This is a genomic window from Paenibacillus sp. FSL M7-0896 (genome assembly GCF_037975415.1).
Taxonomy (GTDB): Bacteria; Bacillota; Bacilli; order Paenibacillales; family Paenibacillaceae; genus Paenibacillus_AQ; species Paenibacillus_AQ silagei.
On sequence record NZ_CP150250.1, the window covers coordinates 1,335,348 to 1,354,100 of the forward strand.

Below are 18,753 nucleotides of genomic sequence, written 5' to 3' on the forward strand. Positions count from 1 at the left end.
AGGTGCTAACTGTGACTTTACTTATTCTTGGAAGAGCGCAGGCAAGATGAGTTCACTTACGGCGCCGTTTTGATTATAAAAGCGCCATTTTGCTTTTCCCTCAAATAACAAGGAGAGACGCTGCAGGGTATTACTGACTCCAATATGCTCAGCCTTGCTATCAACTATAGCTTTCCCTTGATTCAATTGCTCTAGTTGAGCTGCAGGATATCCGTTTCCTGTGTCGGAAATCATTATTTTAGCAAATGGGTAGAAATCGAGTTCGATCGCGACAATTTTAACTGAAATATGTGTTGATTTATCGGGTTGTATAGCATATTTAATGGAGTTCTCTACAAAATTTTGAATAAGCATAGGTGGAACAAGCATATCCTCGATCATCTTATCGGTTTCAATGGAATAGGTAAACCTGTCTTTATAGCGGATTGACTGAATCTGAAGATAAGTGTTAACATGTTTGATTTCTTCATAAAGTGGGAGCAAATCGACCTCTATTTTGATCATGTACCGATAGAAGTCGACAGAATGAACAATCAATTTCTGAGCGGACGTTTAGCCGCACTTGGCCTCAATTCTTATCGCTTTTCCATCGAGTGGGCCCGGATTGAACCGGAGGAAGGGCAATTCGATGAAGCAGCCATGGAACATTACCGGGATGTATTAAGAACTTGCAGCAACTTGAATGTAAACCCCGGTCGTAACGCTTCATCATTTCACCTCCCCGCAATGGCTTATTAGCGCCGGAGGCTGGGAAGCTGAAGGTACGCCAGCAAGGTTTGCACGTTATTGTGCTCATGTCATGAGCCAATTAGGAGATCAAATTCCTTATGTATGTACAATCAATGAGGCAAATATTTCTATTGGAATTGCAAAAGTTATGAAGCAGTATCAGCAGGGGGGATCTGCAGCAGGACAACTTGGCATGAACATGGATTTTCAAGAACAAATGCGGGACTACTATGCTGAATTGTCCCAAGCATTTGGTATACCACCCATGGAGGTGCATACCTTCCTGTCACCACGTTCCGAAAAAGGCCTGCACATCATCTTCCAATCGCATGTGGAGGCAAGGGCGGCTATCCGGCAGGTTAGTCCGAACACTAAAATCGGATTAAGCATGTCGCTCTTTGATTTTCAGTCCGTCCCTGGTGGAGAAGAACAGGCTGCTCATGAATTACATGAGGAATTTCTACAATTCCTTCCTTATATGGAGGACGATGATTTCCTGGCCTTACAGAACTATTCACGTGAGATCTACGGACCGGATGGTCTCATCCCTGTACCTGCTGATAGAGAGCGTACCCAGATGGGTTACGAATTCTATCCCGAAGCTCTAGAGAATGTTATTCGTTGTGCTTCGAAGCATCTGAACAAGCCGATTATCGTAACGGAGAATGGTGTTGCTACGGATGATGATACACGCCGTGTTGCTTTTATTGATCGGGCTTTAAAGGGTGTGGCTGCATGTATTGCTGACGGGATTCCAGTTAAGGGGTATTTGCATTGGTCACTACTTGATAATTTTGAATGGCAGCTTGGATTCTCCAAGCGTTTCGGGTTAATTGAAGTAGACCGGCAGACACAGGAGCGCACTCCTAAACCTAGCGCTTATCATCTTGGAAAGATTGCCCGAGCTAATATTATTTATTAGTGTGGATTTTCTATAACCTTACTAGCGGACGACATAGAAGCTTCCGCTGAGGATAATAGCCTGTAGAGATGAGAGAATAACGTCTCATTCCTACAGGCTATTTATGTTTCTATATCATGAACAAATTTTGGGTATCATCGTAGAGCATTCTACTTTCCGCTATACTTATCTAAGCAGCTTGAATATGTAATTAAAGAGCTTAGGGTAGGAGGCAAAAGTGAATACTTCAGATGATATCCTTTCGTTTATAAGCCGAAATTATTTGAAAAAAGATGAGCAACTGGAGATGCCAACGGTAATAAGTGATGATTCTCTTGTTGATATAGATATTGTAAAAAGGACTGCCCGTACGCTACGAAGAGTAGGGATCATTACCGTTGCATGGCAGGATGGCTTAAGTGCCGAAGAACCTCCGGAGCAGCAGCTGTTACGCTGGACAGTGGGGAAGCGTGCCTTATTAGATGACAATCAACAAACTTTTGACTGGCTGAGTAAGGGATGGATTGTGAAGGAGGTCCGGTTCAAGCAAGACGGGAAATCGGTAGACCGGATATATTACCGTATGGGGTATTTATTATATGTTCAACTGATAAATAAGCAAAAAGACACAGAAAGGGATATAATAGATCAATTTACGTTTTATCAGTCAGAAGCTGCCCGGCGAATGGAAGAAATAATGTGTGTACCGGGCGAACGGATGCTTCAGTTAAAGGGTTTGACAATATTCTTAACGGATAGTTTAGCGTGGAGTATTGGTACGTTGAAGGATCAGGTTGTTTTCCCTGCGAATTGGAGCGTATCTAAGAGAATCCATTCATTACACTTTTTACTGGCTTTTGGCATGATTTCTTGTACCAAAGAAATATTTGACTGGAAAGAAATTGGCGCGCAGTATTACCCGGGTATTGGAGGCTCTAAGGCATTTGATCTGTCTAAAATAGAGTTTCTTAACATGCTAGAGACGCTAAGCGGTCAGCCAGCTGAAGCATTAGGAATGATAAGCGGAGGGCAGATTACGCCGATCTATTTTGCCAGTACCCTTGAAGGGAAATGGTCCAATTTCCAGGCAGGACCTGTTCATGCCTTAACCAATATTTCAGTATCCCAAGACCAGTATTCAACCACAGCAACTACGCTATGGTTAGTCGAGAATCGGGCTGTTTTGACGCGGATGTCAGCAGAGCCCCATTTCCTGCAAGAGACTAATTCTATGATTGTATGTGTAGACGGCCATATTCGGAGTGTGCACCGGTATTTTATCAGACAATTATTGAATAACAGCGCCATTGATCAAGTAATCATGTGGAGTGATTATGATGAGGCGGGGCTGCAAATTGCACGAGAAATGTACCAGTCGCTTAGTGGACATGATGTGCGGCATAAATGGATCTGCCCTGATCACTCCATACTAACGAGTTGGCCGGAGTATCAACAGCGTCTGGAGGATTTGCTGCAGTATACGAAGTTGGAACAAGAGATTGTGTTAGGGGAGGCAGAGGATTGGAGAAGCTGGATCAACCATTAATTTCAATTTTTCAGACTGATGAATCCGGGCCGGAAGTGCACCAGGCCTTAAGGGATATTGCTCTGTTGTCCGGGGTACTGAATGATCTGGGCTCTCAGAACTTTCTGCAGACGCCTATCGAAATTTTACGGTTCTTACGTATTATTCAACTGCTCAATGAGGAGGCCCTGGGGCTGGATGAACCGATTGAGAACGTAGATACCCTGTATTTTCGTTACCGGAACCGCTATGAGGACCTCGACCCGCCAAGCAAGAAAAAGGTTGAACAAATTGTAAATGTCCTGGTGAAGTATAACTGGATATCCAAACAAACCAGGCAGCTAAAAATGCGTGATGTAGGGAAGCGGATGATGGATACGCTCATACGGCTTGCCAATGATTCTTTAGCCTATTATATGCATGATGATATAGGTCGATCGTTATTCCAGGCCAGACGGGATGCCGAGCTTAGCGAAGCCTATGATGATCATGGCATTTCCGGCGGTAACAAAATTGCCAGTATGATTCGCAACGTGGAAAATGCTATACAACTGATGAAGGAACGTGAATTAGAAATGCTGGCGGACCGTAATGCACTGCCTCAGTTAGAGATTATCCATCAGTTGATGCAGGAGCTGGAGATGAAGCTGACAGAGCGTCTCCGTAAGTTTCATACATTAGAGGACAGTCTGGTGCTCAGTGATTTAATGCAGGCAGGAACATCTGCACTTGCCGATGGCACGAATCTGAGCATGGGGATGATTAATAAATATCTCAAATTTACGATGATGAAGCAAACGATGCTCTTGTCCTCGATTAATCCCGAAAAAGTTCGGATGTTCATTACTCAAATGTATGACCCGCCTCCAGAATCAGACATTCCTAATGCTCATCAGATTATGAGCTTTATGGAGCAGAATGAATACGAGGGGGAGTCCATGGATGGTCTGTGGATGCCTGTTAAATTCGCCGCGCCGCTGTCCGGTGCAGCTATTAGTGAAGCTATTCATTATCTTGAGGACTATGAGCCGCTAGTGGATCGAATGCAGGAAGATATCCAGGAGACCCAATATATCCATGAGGAGATTGATATTACACAATTAGAGGATATGATGGGAGATTCAGCGTGGTTGCTGACGAAATCTATGATTGAGACGGACGCCATTGAAGGATTCATGCAGGAAGTGGAGCAAGCTCCGCTAGAGACGGTAATCATTGAAGCAACATCTGCGGAGTGGGGCGATGCGATTAACGCACTTACGGCGTTATCTGCGTTAGTAGGCAGCAAGAAGCTGACAATGGAGGAAGCGGCGGCGGAATCAGAATCCCAAGCCTCCCGATATGACAAGGAATGGGACTGGATGAATCCGAAGGATATTAATCAAGTCGTTAAGCATAACAAAGCTTCAATGAACAGGCAGAAGAGGAGTGACGATGAGCTTGACGGATGAATTAAATGTAAATCCGCTTAATGTCATGCAGGCAATCAAAGGCATGTTAACCGAGGCGGAAGAGATCGTGTTCATGAATCTTTTATTCTCATCCTCTGCAACAATACGTGTGGGCAATTTCGGCTTATCCCGGCGCGAGGTAGAGAAGCAGTTAAAGATATCTAATGATGATGAGCAGTTCAATTCATTTTTAATGCGGGTTAATCAGGCGGTAAGCCGGTATTTCAAAGTAATCTATGATGTGAAAAGAGATCAGGTGATCGTGATGATGCGGGTTCCTGCCCGATCGGCACGCAGTACATTGTCCAAAGAAAGTCTGGCCATTCTCTTGTTTATCTTTTATCAGCAAGAAGTGTTGCAGCATGAGTTCACGCTATTCGATCAATTGTTAAATGCTCTTGGACATGAGACGACGAAGGCAAATCAGCGTTTGATTCTAAATATTGACCAATTGAAAAAAATCGGGGCAGTCGAAGAATATGATACCAATTCAAATGAGAAGGCGTATACCATCACTGGAATTGGTGCTAATATGTTCTCGGATTCCTTTCTGCGCCGTACAGTTGAATTCAGTCAATCCAATCAATTAAACAAAGAGGAAGTTCTGAAGTTTTTCAAACGATATAATCTGTATCAGGAAGGAACTGACGAAGCATAATGATACCTTGGAAAATGTGGTTTACTGGCATTCGGGATTATCAGCCAACGATGATGGACTTGTCAGGACAAGAATCACATATCTTGATCACCGGCCCGAATGGAGCAGGGAAATCTACCATAACGTACTGCATGGGGGTTGTTTTGTATTCTTCCAAGGTAGACTTAGAGGGTCTGAAATCCCGCAATCTCCTTCCGGATGATACGTGGAAAGCTCACATTCGGCTATTGTTTAAGAATGAGGGAAGCGTGCGCATGGATGTCCCTGCCTTTATCGAATTCTCGATTTATATTGTGCAGGAACCGGGACAGCCGGCCAAGAAGGAATTTATCATTCAATCGGGGGATGATCCGGAGCAATGGGATGAGACTATTAAGTATACTTCAGGTGACCGGCAATACAATTTCACTACGTACAAGAAGGACCTCCAGTACAAATACAAAATTGATCCCGACCTGTTCTACCTGATTTGGTATCAGCAGGAGGTTAATCAATTCGCGGTCATGGACCCGCAGGAGCGGTTTCGTATTTTTGCTGAAATGCATGGCATTAATCAGGTACAGCACAACTGGGAAGAAAGTATGGAGAAGTTGAAGGAAGTGCAGGAGAGTCTAAGAACAGCTGACATTAACGTTTCTAATAAAAAGCAATGGCTGGGAATTGCTAAGGCAGCGCTGGAACGGTATGAGGATAATCGCAAGCGCCTTGTAGAAGGAGGCCGGATGTACGCTGGGGCACTGCTGAAATTAGAAACCTTTTATAAGCAGGAACAACAGCATTTATTAGCCAAGCAAGAACAATTGCTCGTGGACCAGGAAGCAACGAAGGACAACCTTGACCTATTACAGGAGCAAGCCGAGCGGATTACTTATGAGCTAACGCAGGTCCAAGCGGAAAAAGAGCAGATTAACGAGGAAATCACTTTATTACAGGAGAAGCTATCTCTTGTTAATAATGAAATAAATGAAACCACGAACGTTATTAATGAATTGAACCACCAGCTGAAGGAGCTGAATCAAGAAAAGTCTGGAATTACACGCACTGAAGAAGAGGTGCAGGCACAGCTCGAGGCAATCACTTTACAGCTTCAAGAACGGAATCGTGACTTGGCGAAGGCTGATGCAGACATCCAGGAATCCGAGGGTATGATAGCGCAATTAATGAATTCAAGCTATATTCTGCATGCGCAGATTCAGCAGGATAAGGCACTGGAGTATGAACACCAGGGACGGTTATGGCAATATCACAGCAGTTATGATGTGAGTAAGAATATTGCAGCATTAGAGCAAAGAATCCGAGACTTTAAGCATGAACGAGATAAGAAGGCGAAGCTGCTTCAGGCATTAACGGAAGAGGGATTTCAGCTTGAGTATAATCAATTATGGTCGGACCGCCAGAGGGAGTCACTTGCGCTATTTAAAGCGAATGGGGTGCGTGCTTATACTTTAAATGAGCTGGTTGAATTAGACGAGTCCGCCCGGCCCGCAGCAGAGGAGCAATTCGAAGCTATTAAATATACAGTATTTTTTGATGGTATGCATGTACAGGCTCCGAATGATTTGTATCATGTTCCTCTGCGGAGTATTGTGCCGGATCGATCGGTTACTGACATTCAGGAGCTTCAGATTCATGTGAAAAAAGGCATCAGTGATGATGTATTCCCGCATGCAGTTAAAGCTCTATGGTGGGTAGAGCAATTCTATCAGGCAGGAGAAATACTTGTAGAGAAGGGTCTGCTGATTGATTCGAGGGGGATTCGCGGGCCACAGGAGAAGAAGAACTATATCCTAAGCCAGAAGGCTCTGCAGAAACGCAAAGAGGAAATTCAGAAGAACACTAGCCAATTAAATACAGTGCTTGCGGATATCGAAGACTCCATTAAGAATGATACACAGACTATGCAGGAATTGCATGCGATTATTCAAGCTGTTCGTGAATCGGAGGCTTTCCTCACCAAGAAGCATGAACGTGAAGGACGGGCTGCGAAATATGCACTTGAAGTGCTACGTCTTGATGAGCAGAAGCAGCAGCTTCAGGAAATAAAGGTTGTGCACAAAAAAATCCTCGAGAAACAGGTCAAGCTCGAGCATACACAGGAAATTTTGCAGCAGGAGGCGGAATTTTATGTGCGCTTGGGACAGCAGAAGGAAAAGTATGAAACGTTGCAGCAGAAGACAAAGCACCGCCAGAGCTTAGCCGCGCAACAGGATATGATGAAGCAGCAATCTGACACTCTTGAAGAACAGCTTGATCGTATAGACGGTAATGAACGCCGACAAAACCGGAATTTTGCCAAGAATCAAGACGATGTTGAACAGGTAACGCGTACGTTGCAGCAAATGAATATCCAATTAAAAGATACCCATGAGGCGCTTGAGACATCACAAATAAATCTGCTTACGGCCATCGAAGAAATTGAGAATTTCAAAGGAACAGCCCGGTTTATTTATGATGAGCTGGTTAACGAGCCTGGACCAGAACTTAGTAATGTGAAAAAAACGCAGTCGGTTACCAAGCTCCGTCAAGAATATGAGTCCGGGAAGGTTACATTTGATAATGCCAGGTACGAATCGGGTCTAGACCCTGCTGCACCTGAGAATTACAAAGTCATTGAAGAAGAGGTTCACCGGCTGCAGGATGAGTATAAGCGGACAAGCTTATTGTATGAAGAGAATCAAGAACGGGCTGAGACGCTCAGGGATCAATTGGAGACAACCATTAATATGAGAGTGCTTGAAATTCAGCAGCGATTCAAAAACTACATGAGCGGTTTTCAGTTCGAGGGGCAGATTGATTGGAAGCAGCAAGAGGATCGCAAAGGACGGGTGCTGTTCCATTTATTCATAAGAGCCCGTAAGGAAGGGCACCGGGGAACGTTAGAGGATGTCAGTGTGAAGGCGCGGGGAGGAAGAGTTGGCAAGGGTGTCTCTGGCGGGGAGGAGTCGCTGAGTTCACTTCTGTTTGCACTCGCTTTGTTACAGAATCTGCAAACGGCACCGGGGTTTATTGTGATGGATGAATTCGATAGTGCGTTAGATGAGCAGCGGAAGTTAAAAGTATTTGATCTCTATGCCAGCGAGCTAAAGCGCAAATTAATTATCCTATCTCCGAAGTCACATGAGAACTCCTACCTGGACCGCTTTTCCAAAGCCTATATTGTGCAACATGACCCTACCGTACCTTGGAGTAAGGTGACGGGGTTGATTCTAAAGCGTGAATGAGAGTGGGTGAATAGAATTGGCCCGTTAGAGTGAGCTTAACATTATTGGGTCTAGCGGGTTGGTTTGTTCTGTGATGCAAACTGTTACTATTTTGAAAAAGTACAATTATGTTGATCCATCAAGCATGATTACTATAATACCAGCGTTTATAGCACTACTGAGTATCCCATTACTATCCCTATCCTCCTTAAAGTTGATAGAAAGAAAACCGGAATTGATGAGGATTTATAATCATGTAAAAATTAGCTTGATAATATTCACAATTTTTTTTGTTATGTTTATAATTCTCGTTATTTTTGCATTCACTAAATGAAACTTTAACCACAAGCAGCAGTACAAATCAAGAATTTGTTACAGCAAGTTAAAGGCCATCCCTTTCGGGATGGCCTTTCCTGTGAATTCTATACTTTTAATAATTACTTCCCACTCTCCAGCAACCTCGCCACCATGGTAGCGAACTCTGCCCGGGTAATGTCTTTTGCAGGCTTAAATGTACTGTCTTCGTAGCCGGTAATAATTTTATTGGATGCTAGTGCATCAATGGAGTTATAATACCAGGCGTCTTTTTTAACATCTTTGAATGTGGTGTTTCCGGTACCAGTCAGCTTGAAGGCTCTGGCGATTAGGGTTGCTAATTCACTGCGGCTAATCTTCGCATTAGGGCGGAAGGTGCCGTCGCTGTAACCATTCATCAGGCCGGCACTGGCGGCTGCGCCGATGAACTTGTTCGCCCAATGTGCTCCAGATACATCGGTGAAGCTGCTTGCTTGTCCGTCAAGCCCCATGTGCGTTGTAATGACCTTAATGGCTTCGGCACGGGTCAAGCCTGCATTCGGACGGAAGGTTCCATCTTCATAACCCGTCAGCAATCCTTTGGAGATCAGCAGGTCAATGCTTGCTTTTGCCCAATGATTCAGTGTATCTGTAAAACTTACCACTTCCGGCGCAGGTGTTGGTGCTGTTGTTTCTGCTGGTGCTGGTGTTGCTGTAGGAGCCGGTGTTGGAGTAGGCGTTGCTGTTACCGGTGGAGTTCCGGTACCTCCTCCAGGACTTGGATTGCTTGGTTCATTGTCTACTGGATCAGGATCAGTAGGGGTTGGAACATATGGGAGTGCTGGAGCATAGGCGGTAAGCAGTCTGGCTTGACTTTGCTGCTCAAGTGCATAGCCCATACCCAGAACTTTGGCATCGTCCCATGCTCTGCCCACAAGCTGCATCGAGATTGAATATCCGCTGTCGTTCGTTCCTACAGGAACCACTACCGTAGGGAGGCCGACATTAGATGTTAATACACCCGTGTTGCGGTCAGAGCTTAATTGAGAGGCTGAGGCGTCATTGTTATATACGTCACTGATAAATCCTGCATACACAATAGCATCCACGCCATTCTCGTCCATCCAGCCTTTGATCACTTCTTTATAGTCCGTTCTATACTTGATGTAATCTTGTACAGCCTGTTCCGTCATCCGCGTAGGTGCAGTATATCCTCTCTGATTATAGATAAGCACCTTATCTGAAGCGAGTACACTTGCTCCATCCGTGTAAGGGAAGGCCTTATGAAGCTCGATATAGCGCGCCCAGCCTTCCGTAGATCCGTTAATGCCTTGAGGACGGGTAGGGGCTGCTGGCATTTTTGACATTTCAACCATTTCCGCTCCCGCAGCTTGCAGCTCAGAGAACTTATTCTTTACTGCCACTCCGGTATCATCATCTGCGTAGCTGGAGACAAAGGATTCGGGGATGTATCCGATTTTCTTTCCTTTCAATGCGCCGGCATCCAGCGACTCCTTCCAGTTCTCCGGACGTTTATGATCTGCATCAGCAGTTACGGTGAAAATATCCTGCGGGTCCGTACCCGTTGTAGTATTCAGCATAATAGCCAGGTCCGTTACGGTTTTGGCAATGGGTCCCGCATAATCCTGTCCCCAAGTGAGCGGGAGCACACCTGTCGTACTCGCCATGCCGTCTGTACCACGGAAGCTTTTTAGACTGGCGCCTGTTGTAGGTGCATAGAGAGATACCCCGGTCTGCGATCCCATAGCTGCCGCTGCGAAATCAGCTGCAACCGATACTGCCGATCCTCCGCTGGAGCCGAAAGAGGTTTTGGAAGGATAGAGTGCGTTCCATGTCTGCATCCAGCCGCTTTCACTAAAGCTTCCGCTGTTCGCGAACTCCGAAGTATTCACTTTACCAATAATGACCGCGCCGGCTTCCCGCAGCTTATTCACCTGGAAGGCATCCGATTCAGGGCGCCACCCTTCAAGTGCTTTACTGCCGCCTGTAGTCGGCATGTCCTTGGTGTCATAGATGTCTTTGATCGCAATCGGAATTCCCAGCAGATCGCCCTTGGCGCCTTGTGCACGGGCTTCGTCAGCCGCTTTGGCCTGAGCCAGCGCAGTTTCGGATACATGCAGGAAGGCATGGAAGCCGAGTTGCCCCATATCGTATGCCTTGATTCGATCCAGATACGCTTGAGTAATTTGTACAGAAGTCGTTGTACCGCTAATCAGATCCTGCTGCATCTGTGCAATGGATTTATTCACAACATCGTAAGGGGAGGAAGTGATGAAGCTTTGCGCTGCAGGAGCCTCTGGAACGAACAGGGTATCTCCAGTATTAAGTCCCTCTATGCCTGAGATATCCCAGTTGCTGATGGAGCGGATCTGTGCAGGGGTTAAGCCGGATACATCCAGCTGCTGATTAAGTCCATTAAGCGTGGCAACCAGATTGTTCAGCCCGGCTTCACCAGCTTCTCCAACTTGTACAAAATTCACCAGGGATTTCGACTGGCCCGGTTCAAGGTTCAAGGTATTAATGAAGCCATAGAAATTCGCCTCATTACCGGACTTGGCCAGAGGTGTGGTGAATGGATTCTGCTGTTGATTCCCTAGAGCGGTTAATCCATTATTAAATGGATGTGGAGACCCGACCGCAACACCTAGAGGTTTATTGTTTCTGGCGCTGCTGTCGACCACAATCCATGAATCGTCTGTAGTCACCTCCAGATCATTGGAGTAGGTTGCCTTGACCACTGAAGCATTGGCCGCTGTGCCATAGCCTAAGGAGCCGCCGAAGGATACATCTACTTTTACAGCCATATCATTCTTATTGGTAAAAGTATCAAAGAATCTAGTCCGATTATTGATAGTGTCCACATACACATCACGGGTGACGGTGACATTTCCCAGATTGACAGATTGAGACGAAGTGAATCTATTAACGCCATCGTACTTGAGGTCGAACCCGCGCATCATTTGTCCATTCATCAGGGAAGCTGAAGGTGAGGATACTTTAACAAAGATATTACCGAATCCCTGCACTTGTGTAGTACCGACGGTACGCAAGCTACCTGTGTCTAAGCTGGGTGCAAAAGCATCGTGGATCTCCCATACGGTGCCACTAGATGAAGTAACCCTCGTTAAAGCATCGGCCGTTTGAAACGGAATGACTCCCGAAGCAATAACAGATAACGCAATGGAAGTAGCTATAACTTGCCTCTTCGTTCTACGCAGACGTTTCAACTTACTCATGTAGGCAATCTCCCTTTCCTCTATGTATATTATTAACTGTGTTAAGAAATATAACATTGTATATTAATTCAGTCAATGAATAATATGAATTTGAACTATTTTTAGAGATTTTAACAAAGGGAGAGTACTTTATTTATTAAAAAGTGCATGAAAAATAATATAAAGGTGTTTTATATAACTTTTTATGTTATGTATATGGTAGTTATCCTGATTAGTTTTTTCATAAGCCTACTTTTATGCTGATAGATTATGGAATGTGCTACAATATTTTAAATGGAATTTTTGCTTGTATAGGATGACACTCAAAGGAGATTTAGAATGAAACGCTATCGATGGAGCATTACGGTTTATTTCATGCTGTTCGTGTTTGTCTTATTCACATTATTCAATGACTATTCACCAATCCTGATCGTAGTGGGCGCTGTGGTGGCTACTCTCATTGTTTTTACAATTCAATTCTATTATCCGGCAGTTTTGGACAAGCGTGTGGACCGCGTGGAGTCTTTTTTGCGCAGCCAAAAAAGTAATCCAGCCCTTTATATTCAGTATGTTCTTGCGAACAGGCTTGAGGATGAAGCGGGAACGGTTATGGAGCAGCTGATGAGCAAGCATAAAAGGGTAGCAGTACAGGCAACATTCAAGGCGGGTTACGGACTGTACCGCAAAGACATGGCTGCTGTTCAGGAAGCCGTGCCGTATATCCGCCATGCTGATTACCGAGCGTACTATGAAGTGGTTCTGCTGTTGGAGGAAGGGAAAAGTGCACAGGCGCGGGAACATCTTGAGTCCATTATGAAGCAATGGATGAGATCAGCTCTGCTCGCAGAAATTGAACTCAAAGCAGGTAACATTGAAACTGCTATCACTCATGCGAGGGAAGCAGTAGAGGCTTCGAGGGGCGTCCAGCGTTATGTGTTATATAAGGAGTACGAAAGAACGTTACCGCAAGCGGTTGAAGCATAGTTTGAAAAACGGGTATCATCCTCATTGAAGGATGATACCCGCTTCTGTTAGTTAAGATGTCAGTTTTACTGCCCCAAACAAAGCCTGATCAAATCATCGACATGAGCGGTGGCCAGGCATTCCACGGTGTCGGCAGCGCCGTAATAGATTTTGACTTCGCCATCGTCCTCCAGGATCATGCCGCCGGGGAAGATGACATCATTACGGAAGCCTCCGTCGATTTCGTAGGGGGCTTCAGGGGCGAGCAGCGGCGAGGCGCTCATTCCGAGGATTTTCTTCGGATTGTCCAGGTCCAGTAGCATAATGCCTGCCGTATACCGCTTCTTCCAGGACGGCTCCCAGCCGTTCTTCCCTCTGGCGGGATCAACATCCACCGCATGGAAGGTGGTCAGCCAGCCCTTATCTGTCTTCACGGGCGGTGCTGCTGGACCGATCTTGTCATTGGCGAACGGGACCTGCTCCACCGCCAGCAACAGATCGGACCGGCCCCAATAGATGAGATCCGGCGACTCCGCGATCCAGGTGTCGAACCGGTCCTTGCCTCCGCGGCTGTAGACGGTGAACGGCCGTTCCAGCCGCACATAATTGCCGTTGATCTTCTCCGGGAACAGCACCATATTCCGCAGGTCCGGCGTAGACAAGCTCAAGATTTCAAAGGATTCGAAGTCATCCGTGACTGCGATCCCGCCCCGGATACCATGCCGCGTATCTACAGCGAAGCACATGTAGCAACGGCCGGCAATTACCGTCAGACGCGGATCGTACGCGCGCACGAACTCTTCGTCATACAGCTTGAACACCGGCTTCGGCCCGGCCGTCCAGTGGATGCCGTCTTCACTGAATGCGATTCCGAGATCCGTTGTATGAGACGGCTCAAGGGTCTGCTGCTCAAGGGAGCCGTAGTCATTGCGGAATACCATCACATACCGGCCGCCAAACTTAACCACTCCCGCGTTGAACACAAGTGCGGTGGGGTAAGGGACCCGCGCTTCATCCAGCACAGGGTTGGCCGGATGACGGCGGATGAGCGGGCTGGAGACCAAAGCTCCTATGATGGGTGTATTGTTAGAATTCATCGTTGAATATCCTCCTTGAGTGTTGAACTGCATTTTCTTTAACTTGAATTTTTAGTTCAATCTATTTAAACAATACTTCCGTAAGATGCGAACGGATAGTCAATCGTAATACGTCCGGCCTGGCAGTCGCCAACCCCGCTGTACAGATCGGCCTTGCCGTCGTCGCGCATCACGATCCCCGCAGAGAAGACGCAGTCCGTCAAATACGGTGCCTTGGCCGGTCCGGGCGGGTAGCATGAACGGCTTCCGATCAGATGCAGGTCATGGGATTCCCGGGTCACCGGATCGAAGATGAAGGACATGTTCATATAGACCTTGATTTCCTGCCCGCTCTCCTCCTGATGCGAGTAACAAATATGGCCGATGATTCCGATCTTGCCGCTGCTCAGCAGGTAAGCCTGGTTGACACCTCCCCATTCACCAGCTCCGAAGATACCATAAATGTAGGGGGCATTCTCAATGACTTCAGCAGTCAGATCCTCCAGCTTGTCAACCACCGTGAAGCCGATCATGGATTCGCTGCCATATTGGCCCTTCACCTCATGGCCCCGGGGACGCGAGAAGACGCCTATTCTGCCGTCCGCCAGCGCAACCAGGCGAATATCCTTCATTTTGTTAGGACCAGTGGTGAAGTAGTACAAGTCGTGGAGATCCGTCCCCCGGTAAAAGTAACCGAAATACGTGCTGTATTTGCCCCTTTCATATTGCACATGCGTTCCGCCCAGTACGAGCTCATCACCTATTTCGCTGATATACGGGTCCTCCAGCGTATAGATCATGCTGTTCTCCACCAGAGTCCACTCATCCTGGCCTGTTTCCTTGAACAGACGGACCCAGGAGCGGGCCCATTCCTCCCGGCGTTCTACCCGGCCGAACAAGTAACGCTTGCCATCCCGTTCAAAAGGAATCGAAATATTATAGACATCGAATCCGTCCACGTTTTTAAATACCAGGGTTGCGCTTTCATAAATGGCTTTTGTCGCTTCAAATGCTTGTTTTTGCTGATGCAGGCTCACTATTTCTCCGCTCCTTTGTGTAGCAGCTCTTTTATTGCATAGAAGCTTGATATTCCTTGAACTGTTTTTGATATTCGGCAATGACCTTATCCAGACCTGCCTTCTTCATTTTATCCAACGCTTCGGGGAAGGCCTTGTCGTAGTCCAGGACCCCCATATAGATTGGAGTGATGCTGGCTGAAGCTTCCGAGAGAATATTGGTATATTCGGTTCTTACATTCGTCGGGTCAAAAATAAAGTTGGCTGCAATACTGTTGACCGCACTCGGATTAGGCTCGAATAAGACCTTGTTATTCTCAGGAATACTGCTCTCCGGGTCGAAGCGCATAAAGTTCACATTGCCGTTCTGCGAATCTGAGCCTCTGTACCGCGGATTATTATTGTTGTTCGGGTCTCTGATCGGCTTTAAGCCTTTGTCGCCATCTTTGGTGTAGTGCTCACCCTCGATGCCGTATTGAACGAGATCGTAGTTATCCTGGCTGGCCAGCATCCAATCCATAAATTTAACAGCGGCCTCCGGATGCTTGCTGTTCGCCGGTACGGCATTTCCGTTCTTGAAGGAGAGGGGGCGCAGATACTCTTTCTCCGGGTTAAACCACACTACGCCGATATCGTCCACTTTAGCATCCGGGTTGTATTTCTGGAGTCCGTTCAAGCTTCCGCCGGTTCCCAGGCGCACGAACCACTCCCCGCTGTCGAGCTGGGCATCTACCTGTTCCTGCTTCATAACCAGGATGTCAGGATTCGTAATTCCCTTGCTGTACAGCTCGTGCATGAAGGCGGCATCCTGCTTGAATTCGTCGGTTTCAATCCAGGATTTGACCTCTCCGTTCTGGTTGACATAGAAGAACTTATCCTTAACCGTGAACGGGAAGGTGTCATAGGTCCGGTGCAGGATGGAGGTATGCAGATTGATCGGGTCAAAATCGGCCCGGGTGCCTAAGTAAGGCTTGTTCTTTCCCTTCCAGTTCTTCATCACCGTCTCCCAGGCGCTGATCAGCTCAGCTGGAGTTGTCGGCTCCTGCAAATTGTTCTCGCGGAGAATGTCGCGGCGGATATTGAATTGGCCCTCGCTAGCCATTTCAACCCAATAGGAGGGCACGATATAATATTTCCCGCCGATAGTCGCCCCGTTGAAGATGTCCTCCGGGATATTCTTTTTCAGGTTAGCTCCATACTTCTCAATTTCCTCTGAGATATCGGCCAGTGCACCCCGGGTATAATAGTTGGAAAAAGGAGTACGGTCCTGCATGACATGAAACAGATCGAACTCTTCACCGGTGGACAGCATCAGGTTCAGCTTCTGGTCCCAGGCATCCCAGGGAATAAAGACTTTCTCTACGGCAACTCCGACACCGTCTGCGGCCAGCTTCTCATTGACCTTCTCGAACACCTTTTGGTAATCCTTAGGCTCGGTGCCGGGAACCACGTATTTGATCTTGACGACCTCAGAGGCATTGGTATTCTCTGCATTCGGGGATGAAGCATTGCTTGCTCCATTTGCGCCAGGGCTGGCATTATCGGCCTTGCCACACCCAACCAGGGTGGACAGGGCAAGCACCACAGCTAACAGGGTTGCATAGGATTTTCTCATGAATAATACGGACCTCCTCTTATGTTGTCTTCTATATGTTAACCCCTAAGGGATGACATCAGCCTTTCACTGAACCGATCACGAGCCCTTTCACGAAGTACTTCTGTAAGTATGGATAGAGGAAAACAATCGGCCCGATGGTTACGATGGCTGTCGCCATCTTGACCGACTCCGAAGGAAGCGTAACATCGCTTGTTCCGGCCAGCATGGCCATATCGTTCAGCATACTGATCTCCGATTGCATCTGCAGCAGCATGAATTGCAGCGGGTACAGGTCTTTCGTGTCAATCAGCATGATCGCATTCCACCAGTTGTTCCAATAATCCAGTCCATAGAAGAGGGCAATCGTCGCCAATACCGGTTTACATAACGGAAGATAAATCTTAAAAGCAATGACAATATCACTGGCTCCGTCTATGGTGGCGGATTCCCGCAGCGAGTCAGGAATGCCGTTCATGAAATTGCGTACCAGGAAGAGGTTGAACGGGCTGAACAGGAGCGACGGAATAATCAGAGCGAGAATATTATCGGTTAATCCGAGCGCCCGGTTCATCAGATACCAGGGCACAATGCCGGCGGAGAAAATCATGGTGATAAAAAAGTAAAGGGCCAGCAGATTGCGGTGCCTCACATTTTTGTTAGCCAGTGTATAGCCTGCCATAGAAGTAATCAGCAGGGCCAGCGTGGTGCCGACGAGTGTGAGAAAGATCGAAATGCCGTAGCTCTGAATGACCTGGGAGCCGCTCGTAAAGATCAGCTTATAGGCATACAGAGAGAATTTCTCCGGAAACAGGCTGTAGCCGTTCTTAAGAATGGCATCCTCATCCGTGATGGAGATCATTAGTACGAGCAGCATCGGAAGCAGGCACAGCGTCGAATAAACCGCAGTCAGCGTGTACATGACCGTCCTGCTGATTGAAATTCTTTTCATTCATACTCCTCCTTCCTGGATTTAATATAAAGCGCCATCTTTGAAGTACTTGCGGGTAATGGCATTGGTACCAAAGACAAGGATAAATCCGATAACGGACTGGAACAGTCCCACGGCCATGGCTTCGGAAGGGTCGCCGATCTGGCGCAAGGAGCGGAACACATACGTATCAATAATATCCGTAGTCGAATACAGGGTGCCGTTGTCCCCGATGAGCGCATAGATCATCCCGAAATCGCCGTACATAATTTTGCCGACCGAGAGCATCGTCAGAATAATAACTGTTGGCATCATTAGCGGAAGCGTAATCCGAAAACACATCTGCAGGCGGTTCGCCCCGTCAATCTCGGCTGCTTCATACAACGTCTCGTCAATGCCGGTAATGGTCGCCAGGTAGATGATCGCGCTCATGCCGGCCCCCTTCCACACATGCATGATGGTTAGAATCGCCGGCCAGGACTGGGCTTCGGTATACCAGTTCACGGAGGTCATTCCGAATTGGTTCAGGATTCTATTGATCACGCCCATATCCATGGAGAAAAGCGCATACAGCACATAGCTGATGACGATCCATGAGATGAAATTCGGGAATAACATCAGCGACTGGCTGATCTTCACAAACAGCTTCTTGCGCAGCTCGTTCAGCACCAGTGAAATAGTAAGCGCCATCAGCGTGCCGAAAACAATAAACAGTAAATTAAGGTAAATGGTATTAAAGGTAACTGTAAGCGCTTTATTTGAACGGAAGAAAAACTCAAAGTTTTTGAAGCCCACCCATTCGCTATGGAAAATTCCCTTTGTATAATTGAAGCGCTGGAAAGCAATAACCATATAAGGATAGGTCATATAGCCGAAAATAAACGTGTATGCCATGGCCGGCAAAACCAACAAATAGGACGTACCATTCCTGCGGATGTCTGACAGTATGCTGAGCCCTGGACGCCGTTTTTTCTTCAATTCCTGTTCCCCCCTATTTGTTTGTTATAGATGACTGTTGCCTTGATTTCAGCTTAGCTATAGCCGCAGTAAGAGTCTATTTTAAAACCCGGCAAACGCTTTCAAATTTGCTCATAAGGCTTTCAAAAAAACGGAATGGCTTTCATTTTCGCCTGATTCAGTACCGTTCAAGCCGGAAATGTACTATATTTAGAAATGATA

14 protein-coding genes are annotated in these 18,753 nt (G+C 46.7%); 7 read left to right on the top strand and 7 right to left on the bottom strand.

Annotated features, from left to right (window positions below):
* Positions 1-21: 21 nt before the first annotated feature.
* Positions 22-504, bottom strand: a complete 483-nt coding sequence (locus tag MKY12_RS05670) for an ATP-binding protein (protein ID WP_155991596.1) — start codon at positions 502-504, stop codon at positions 22-24.
* Positions 505-525: 21 nt separating this feature from the next.
* On the opposite strand from MKY12_RS05670, the gene MKY12_RS05675 reads away from it, so the two are divergent.
* The 6 genes from MKY12_RS05675 (at position 526) to MKY12_RS05700 (ending at position 8,485) form a co-directional block, all read left to right on the top strand.
* A complete protein-coding gene (locus MKY12_RS05675) occupies positions 526-738 on the top strand; it encodes a family 1 glycosylhydrolase (RefSeq protein ID WP_339254551.1) in 213 nt (70 codons plus the stop codon).
* Complete coding sequence (locus MKY12_RS05680) at positions 734-1,651, top strand: family 1 glycosylhydrolase (protein WP_339257339.1); 918 nt, start codon at positions 734-736, stop codon at positions 1,649-1,651. Before MKY12_RS05675 ends, MKY12_RS05680 begins: the two co-directional genes overlap by 5 nt.
* Before the next feature lie 217 nt (positions 1,652-1,868).
* Complete coding sequence (locus tag MKY12_RS05685; protein ID WP_339254553.1) at positions 1,869-3,176, top strand: DUF2399 domain-containing protein; 1,308 nt, start codon at positions 1,869-1,871, stop codon at positions 3,174-3,176.
* Complete coding sequence (locus MKY12_RS05690) at positions 3,152-4,606, top strand: hypothetical protein (protein WP_339313159.1); 1,455 nt, start codon at positions 3,152-3,154, stop codon at positions 4,604-4,606. The genes MKY12_RS05685 and MKY12_RS05690 overlap by 25 nt, the downstream gene beginning before the upstream one ends.
* The gene (locus tag MKY12_RS05695; protein ID WP_339313160.1) at positions 4,590-5,264 is read left to right on the top strand and encodes a hypothetical protein; all 675 of its coding nucleotides are present in this window, start codon (positions 4,590-4,592) and stop codon (positions 5,262-5,264) included. Before MKY12_RS05690 ends, MKY12_RS05695 begins: the two co-directional genes overlap by 17 nt.
* On the top strand, positions 5,264-8,485 hold the full coding sequence (locus tag MKY12_RS05700; protein WP_339313161.1) for a chromosome segregation protein SMC: 3,222 nt from the start codon (positions 5,264-5,266) through the stop codon (positions 8,483-8,485). Before MKY12_RS05695 ends, MKY12_RS05700 begins: the two co-directional genes overlap by 1 nt.
* A 416-nt stretch (positions 8,486-8,901) precedes the next feature.
* Here MKY12_RS05700 and MKY12_RS05705 read toward each other — a convergent pair whose 3' ends face one another.
* On the bottom strand, positions 8,902-12,015 hold the full coding sequence (locus tag MKY12_RS05705) for an amidase family protein (protein WP_339254560.1): 3,114 nt from the start codon (positions 12,013-12,015) through the stop codon (positions 8,902-8,904).
* Positions 12,016-12,333: 318 nt separating this feature from the next.
* Here MKY12_RS05705 and MKY12_RS05710 point away from each other — a divergent pair, with 318 nt between their 5' ends.
* Complete coding sequence (locus MKY12_RS05710) at positions 12,334-12,978, top strand: hypothetical protein (RefSeq protein WP_339254562.1); 645 nt, start codon at positions 12,334-12,336, stop codon at positions 12,976-12,978.
* 65 nt (positions 12,979-13,043) lie between these two features.
* On the opposite strand, the gene MKY12_RS05715 is transcribed toward MKY12_RS05710, so the two are convergent.
* From MKY12_RS05715 to MKY12_RS05735, 5 genes are all read right to left on the bottom strand, one after another.
* A complete protein-coding gene (locus tag MKY12_RS05715) occupies positions 13,044-14,054 on the bottom strand; it encodes a glycoside hydrolase family 130 protein (RefSeq protein ID WP_339254564.1) in 1,011 nt (336 codons plus the stop codon).
* 65 nt (positions 14,055-14,119) lie between these two features.
* Entirely contained in the window at positions 14,120-15,070 is a 951-nt protein-coding gene (locus tag MKY12_RS05720; protein ID WP_339254566.1) for a DUF1861 family protein, read from the bottom strand.
* Between the two features lie 31 nt (positions 15,071-15,101).
* The gene (locus tag MKY12_RS05725) at positions 15,102-16,664 is read right to left on the bottom strand and encodes an extracellular solute-binding protein (protein WP_339254568.1); all 1,563 of its coding nucleotides are present in this window, start codon (positions 16,662-16,664) and stop codon (positions 15,102-15,104) included.
* A 58-nt stretch (positions 16,665-16,722) separates the two neighbouring features.
* Positions 16,723-17,595: a carbohydrate ABC transporter permease gene (locus MKY12_RS05730; protein ID WP_339254570.1), complete on the bottom strand. Its 873-nt coding sequence runs from the start codon at positions 17,593-17,595 to the stop codon at positions 16,723-16,725.
* A gap of 21 nt (positions 17,596-17,616) precedes the next feature.
* Positions 17,617-18,552 carry an ABC transporter permease subunit gene (locus MKY12_RS05735; protein ID WP_339254572.1) on the bottom strand — a complete coding sequence of 312 codons (936 nt, stop codon included), beginning with the start codon at positions 18,550-18,552 and terminating at the stop codon, positions 17,617-17,619.
* Positions 18,553-18,753 lie beyond the last annotated feature (201 nt).

Bases quoted from the DNA above. Each gene is read 5' to 3' on its own strand.
- MKY12_RS05670 (WP_155991596.1), bottom strand. From the start codon at position 504: ATGATCAAAATAGAGGTCGATTTGCTCCCACTTTATGAAGAAATCAAA.
- MKY12_RS05675 (WP_339254551.1), top strand. From the start codon at position 526: ATGAACAATCAATTTCTGAGCGGACGTTTAGCCGCACTTGGCCTCAAT.
- MKY12_RS05695 (WP_339313160.1), top strand. From the start codon at position 4,590: ATGAGCTTGACGGATGAATTAAATGTAAATCCGCTTAATGTCATGCAG.
- MKY12_RS05700 (WP_339313161.1), top strand. From the start codon at position 5,264: ATGATACCTTGGAAAATGTGGTTTACTGGCATTCGGGATTATCAGCCA.
- MKY12_RS05705 (WP_339254560.1), bottom strand. From the start codon at position 12,015: ATGAGTAAGTTGAAACGTCTGCGTAGAACGAAGAGGCAAGTTATAGCT.
- MKY12_RS05710 (WP_339254562.1), top strand. From the start codon at position 12,334: ATGAAACGCTATCGATGGAGCATTACGGTTTATTTCATGCTGTTCGTG.
- MKY12_RS05715 (WP_339254564.1), bottom strand. From the start codon at position 14,054: ATGAATTCTAACAATACACCCATCATAGGAGCTTTGGTCTCCAGCCCG.
- MKY12_RS05725 (WP_339254568.1), bottom strand. From the start codon at position 16,664: ATGAGAAAATCCTATGCAACCCTGTTAGCTGTGGTGCTTGCCCTGTCC.
- MKY12_RS05730 (WP_339254570.1), bottom strand. From the start codon at position 17,595: ATGAAAAGAATTTCAATCAGCAGGACGGTCATGTACACGCTGACTGCG.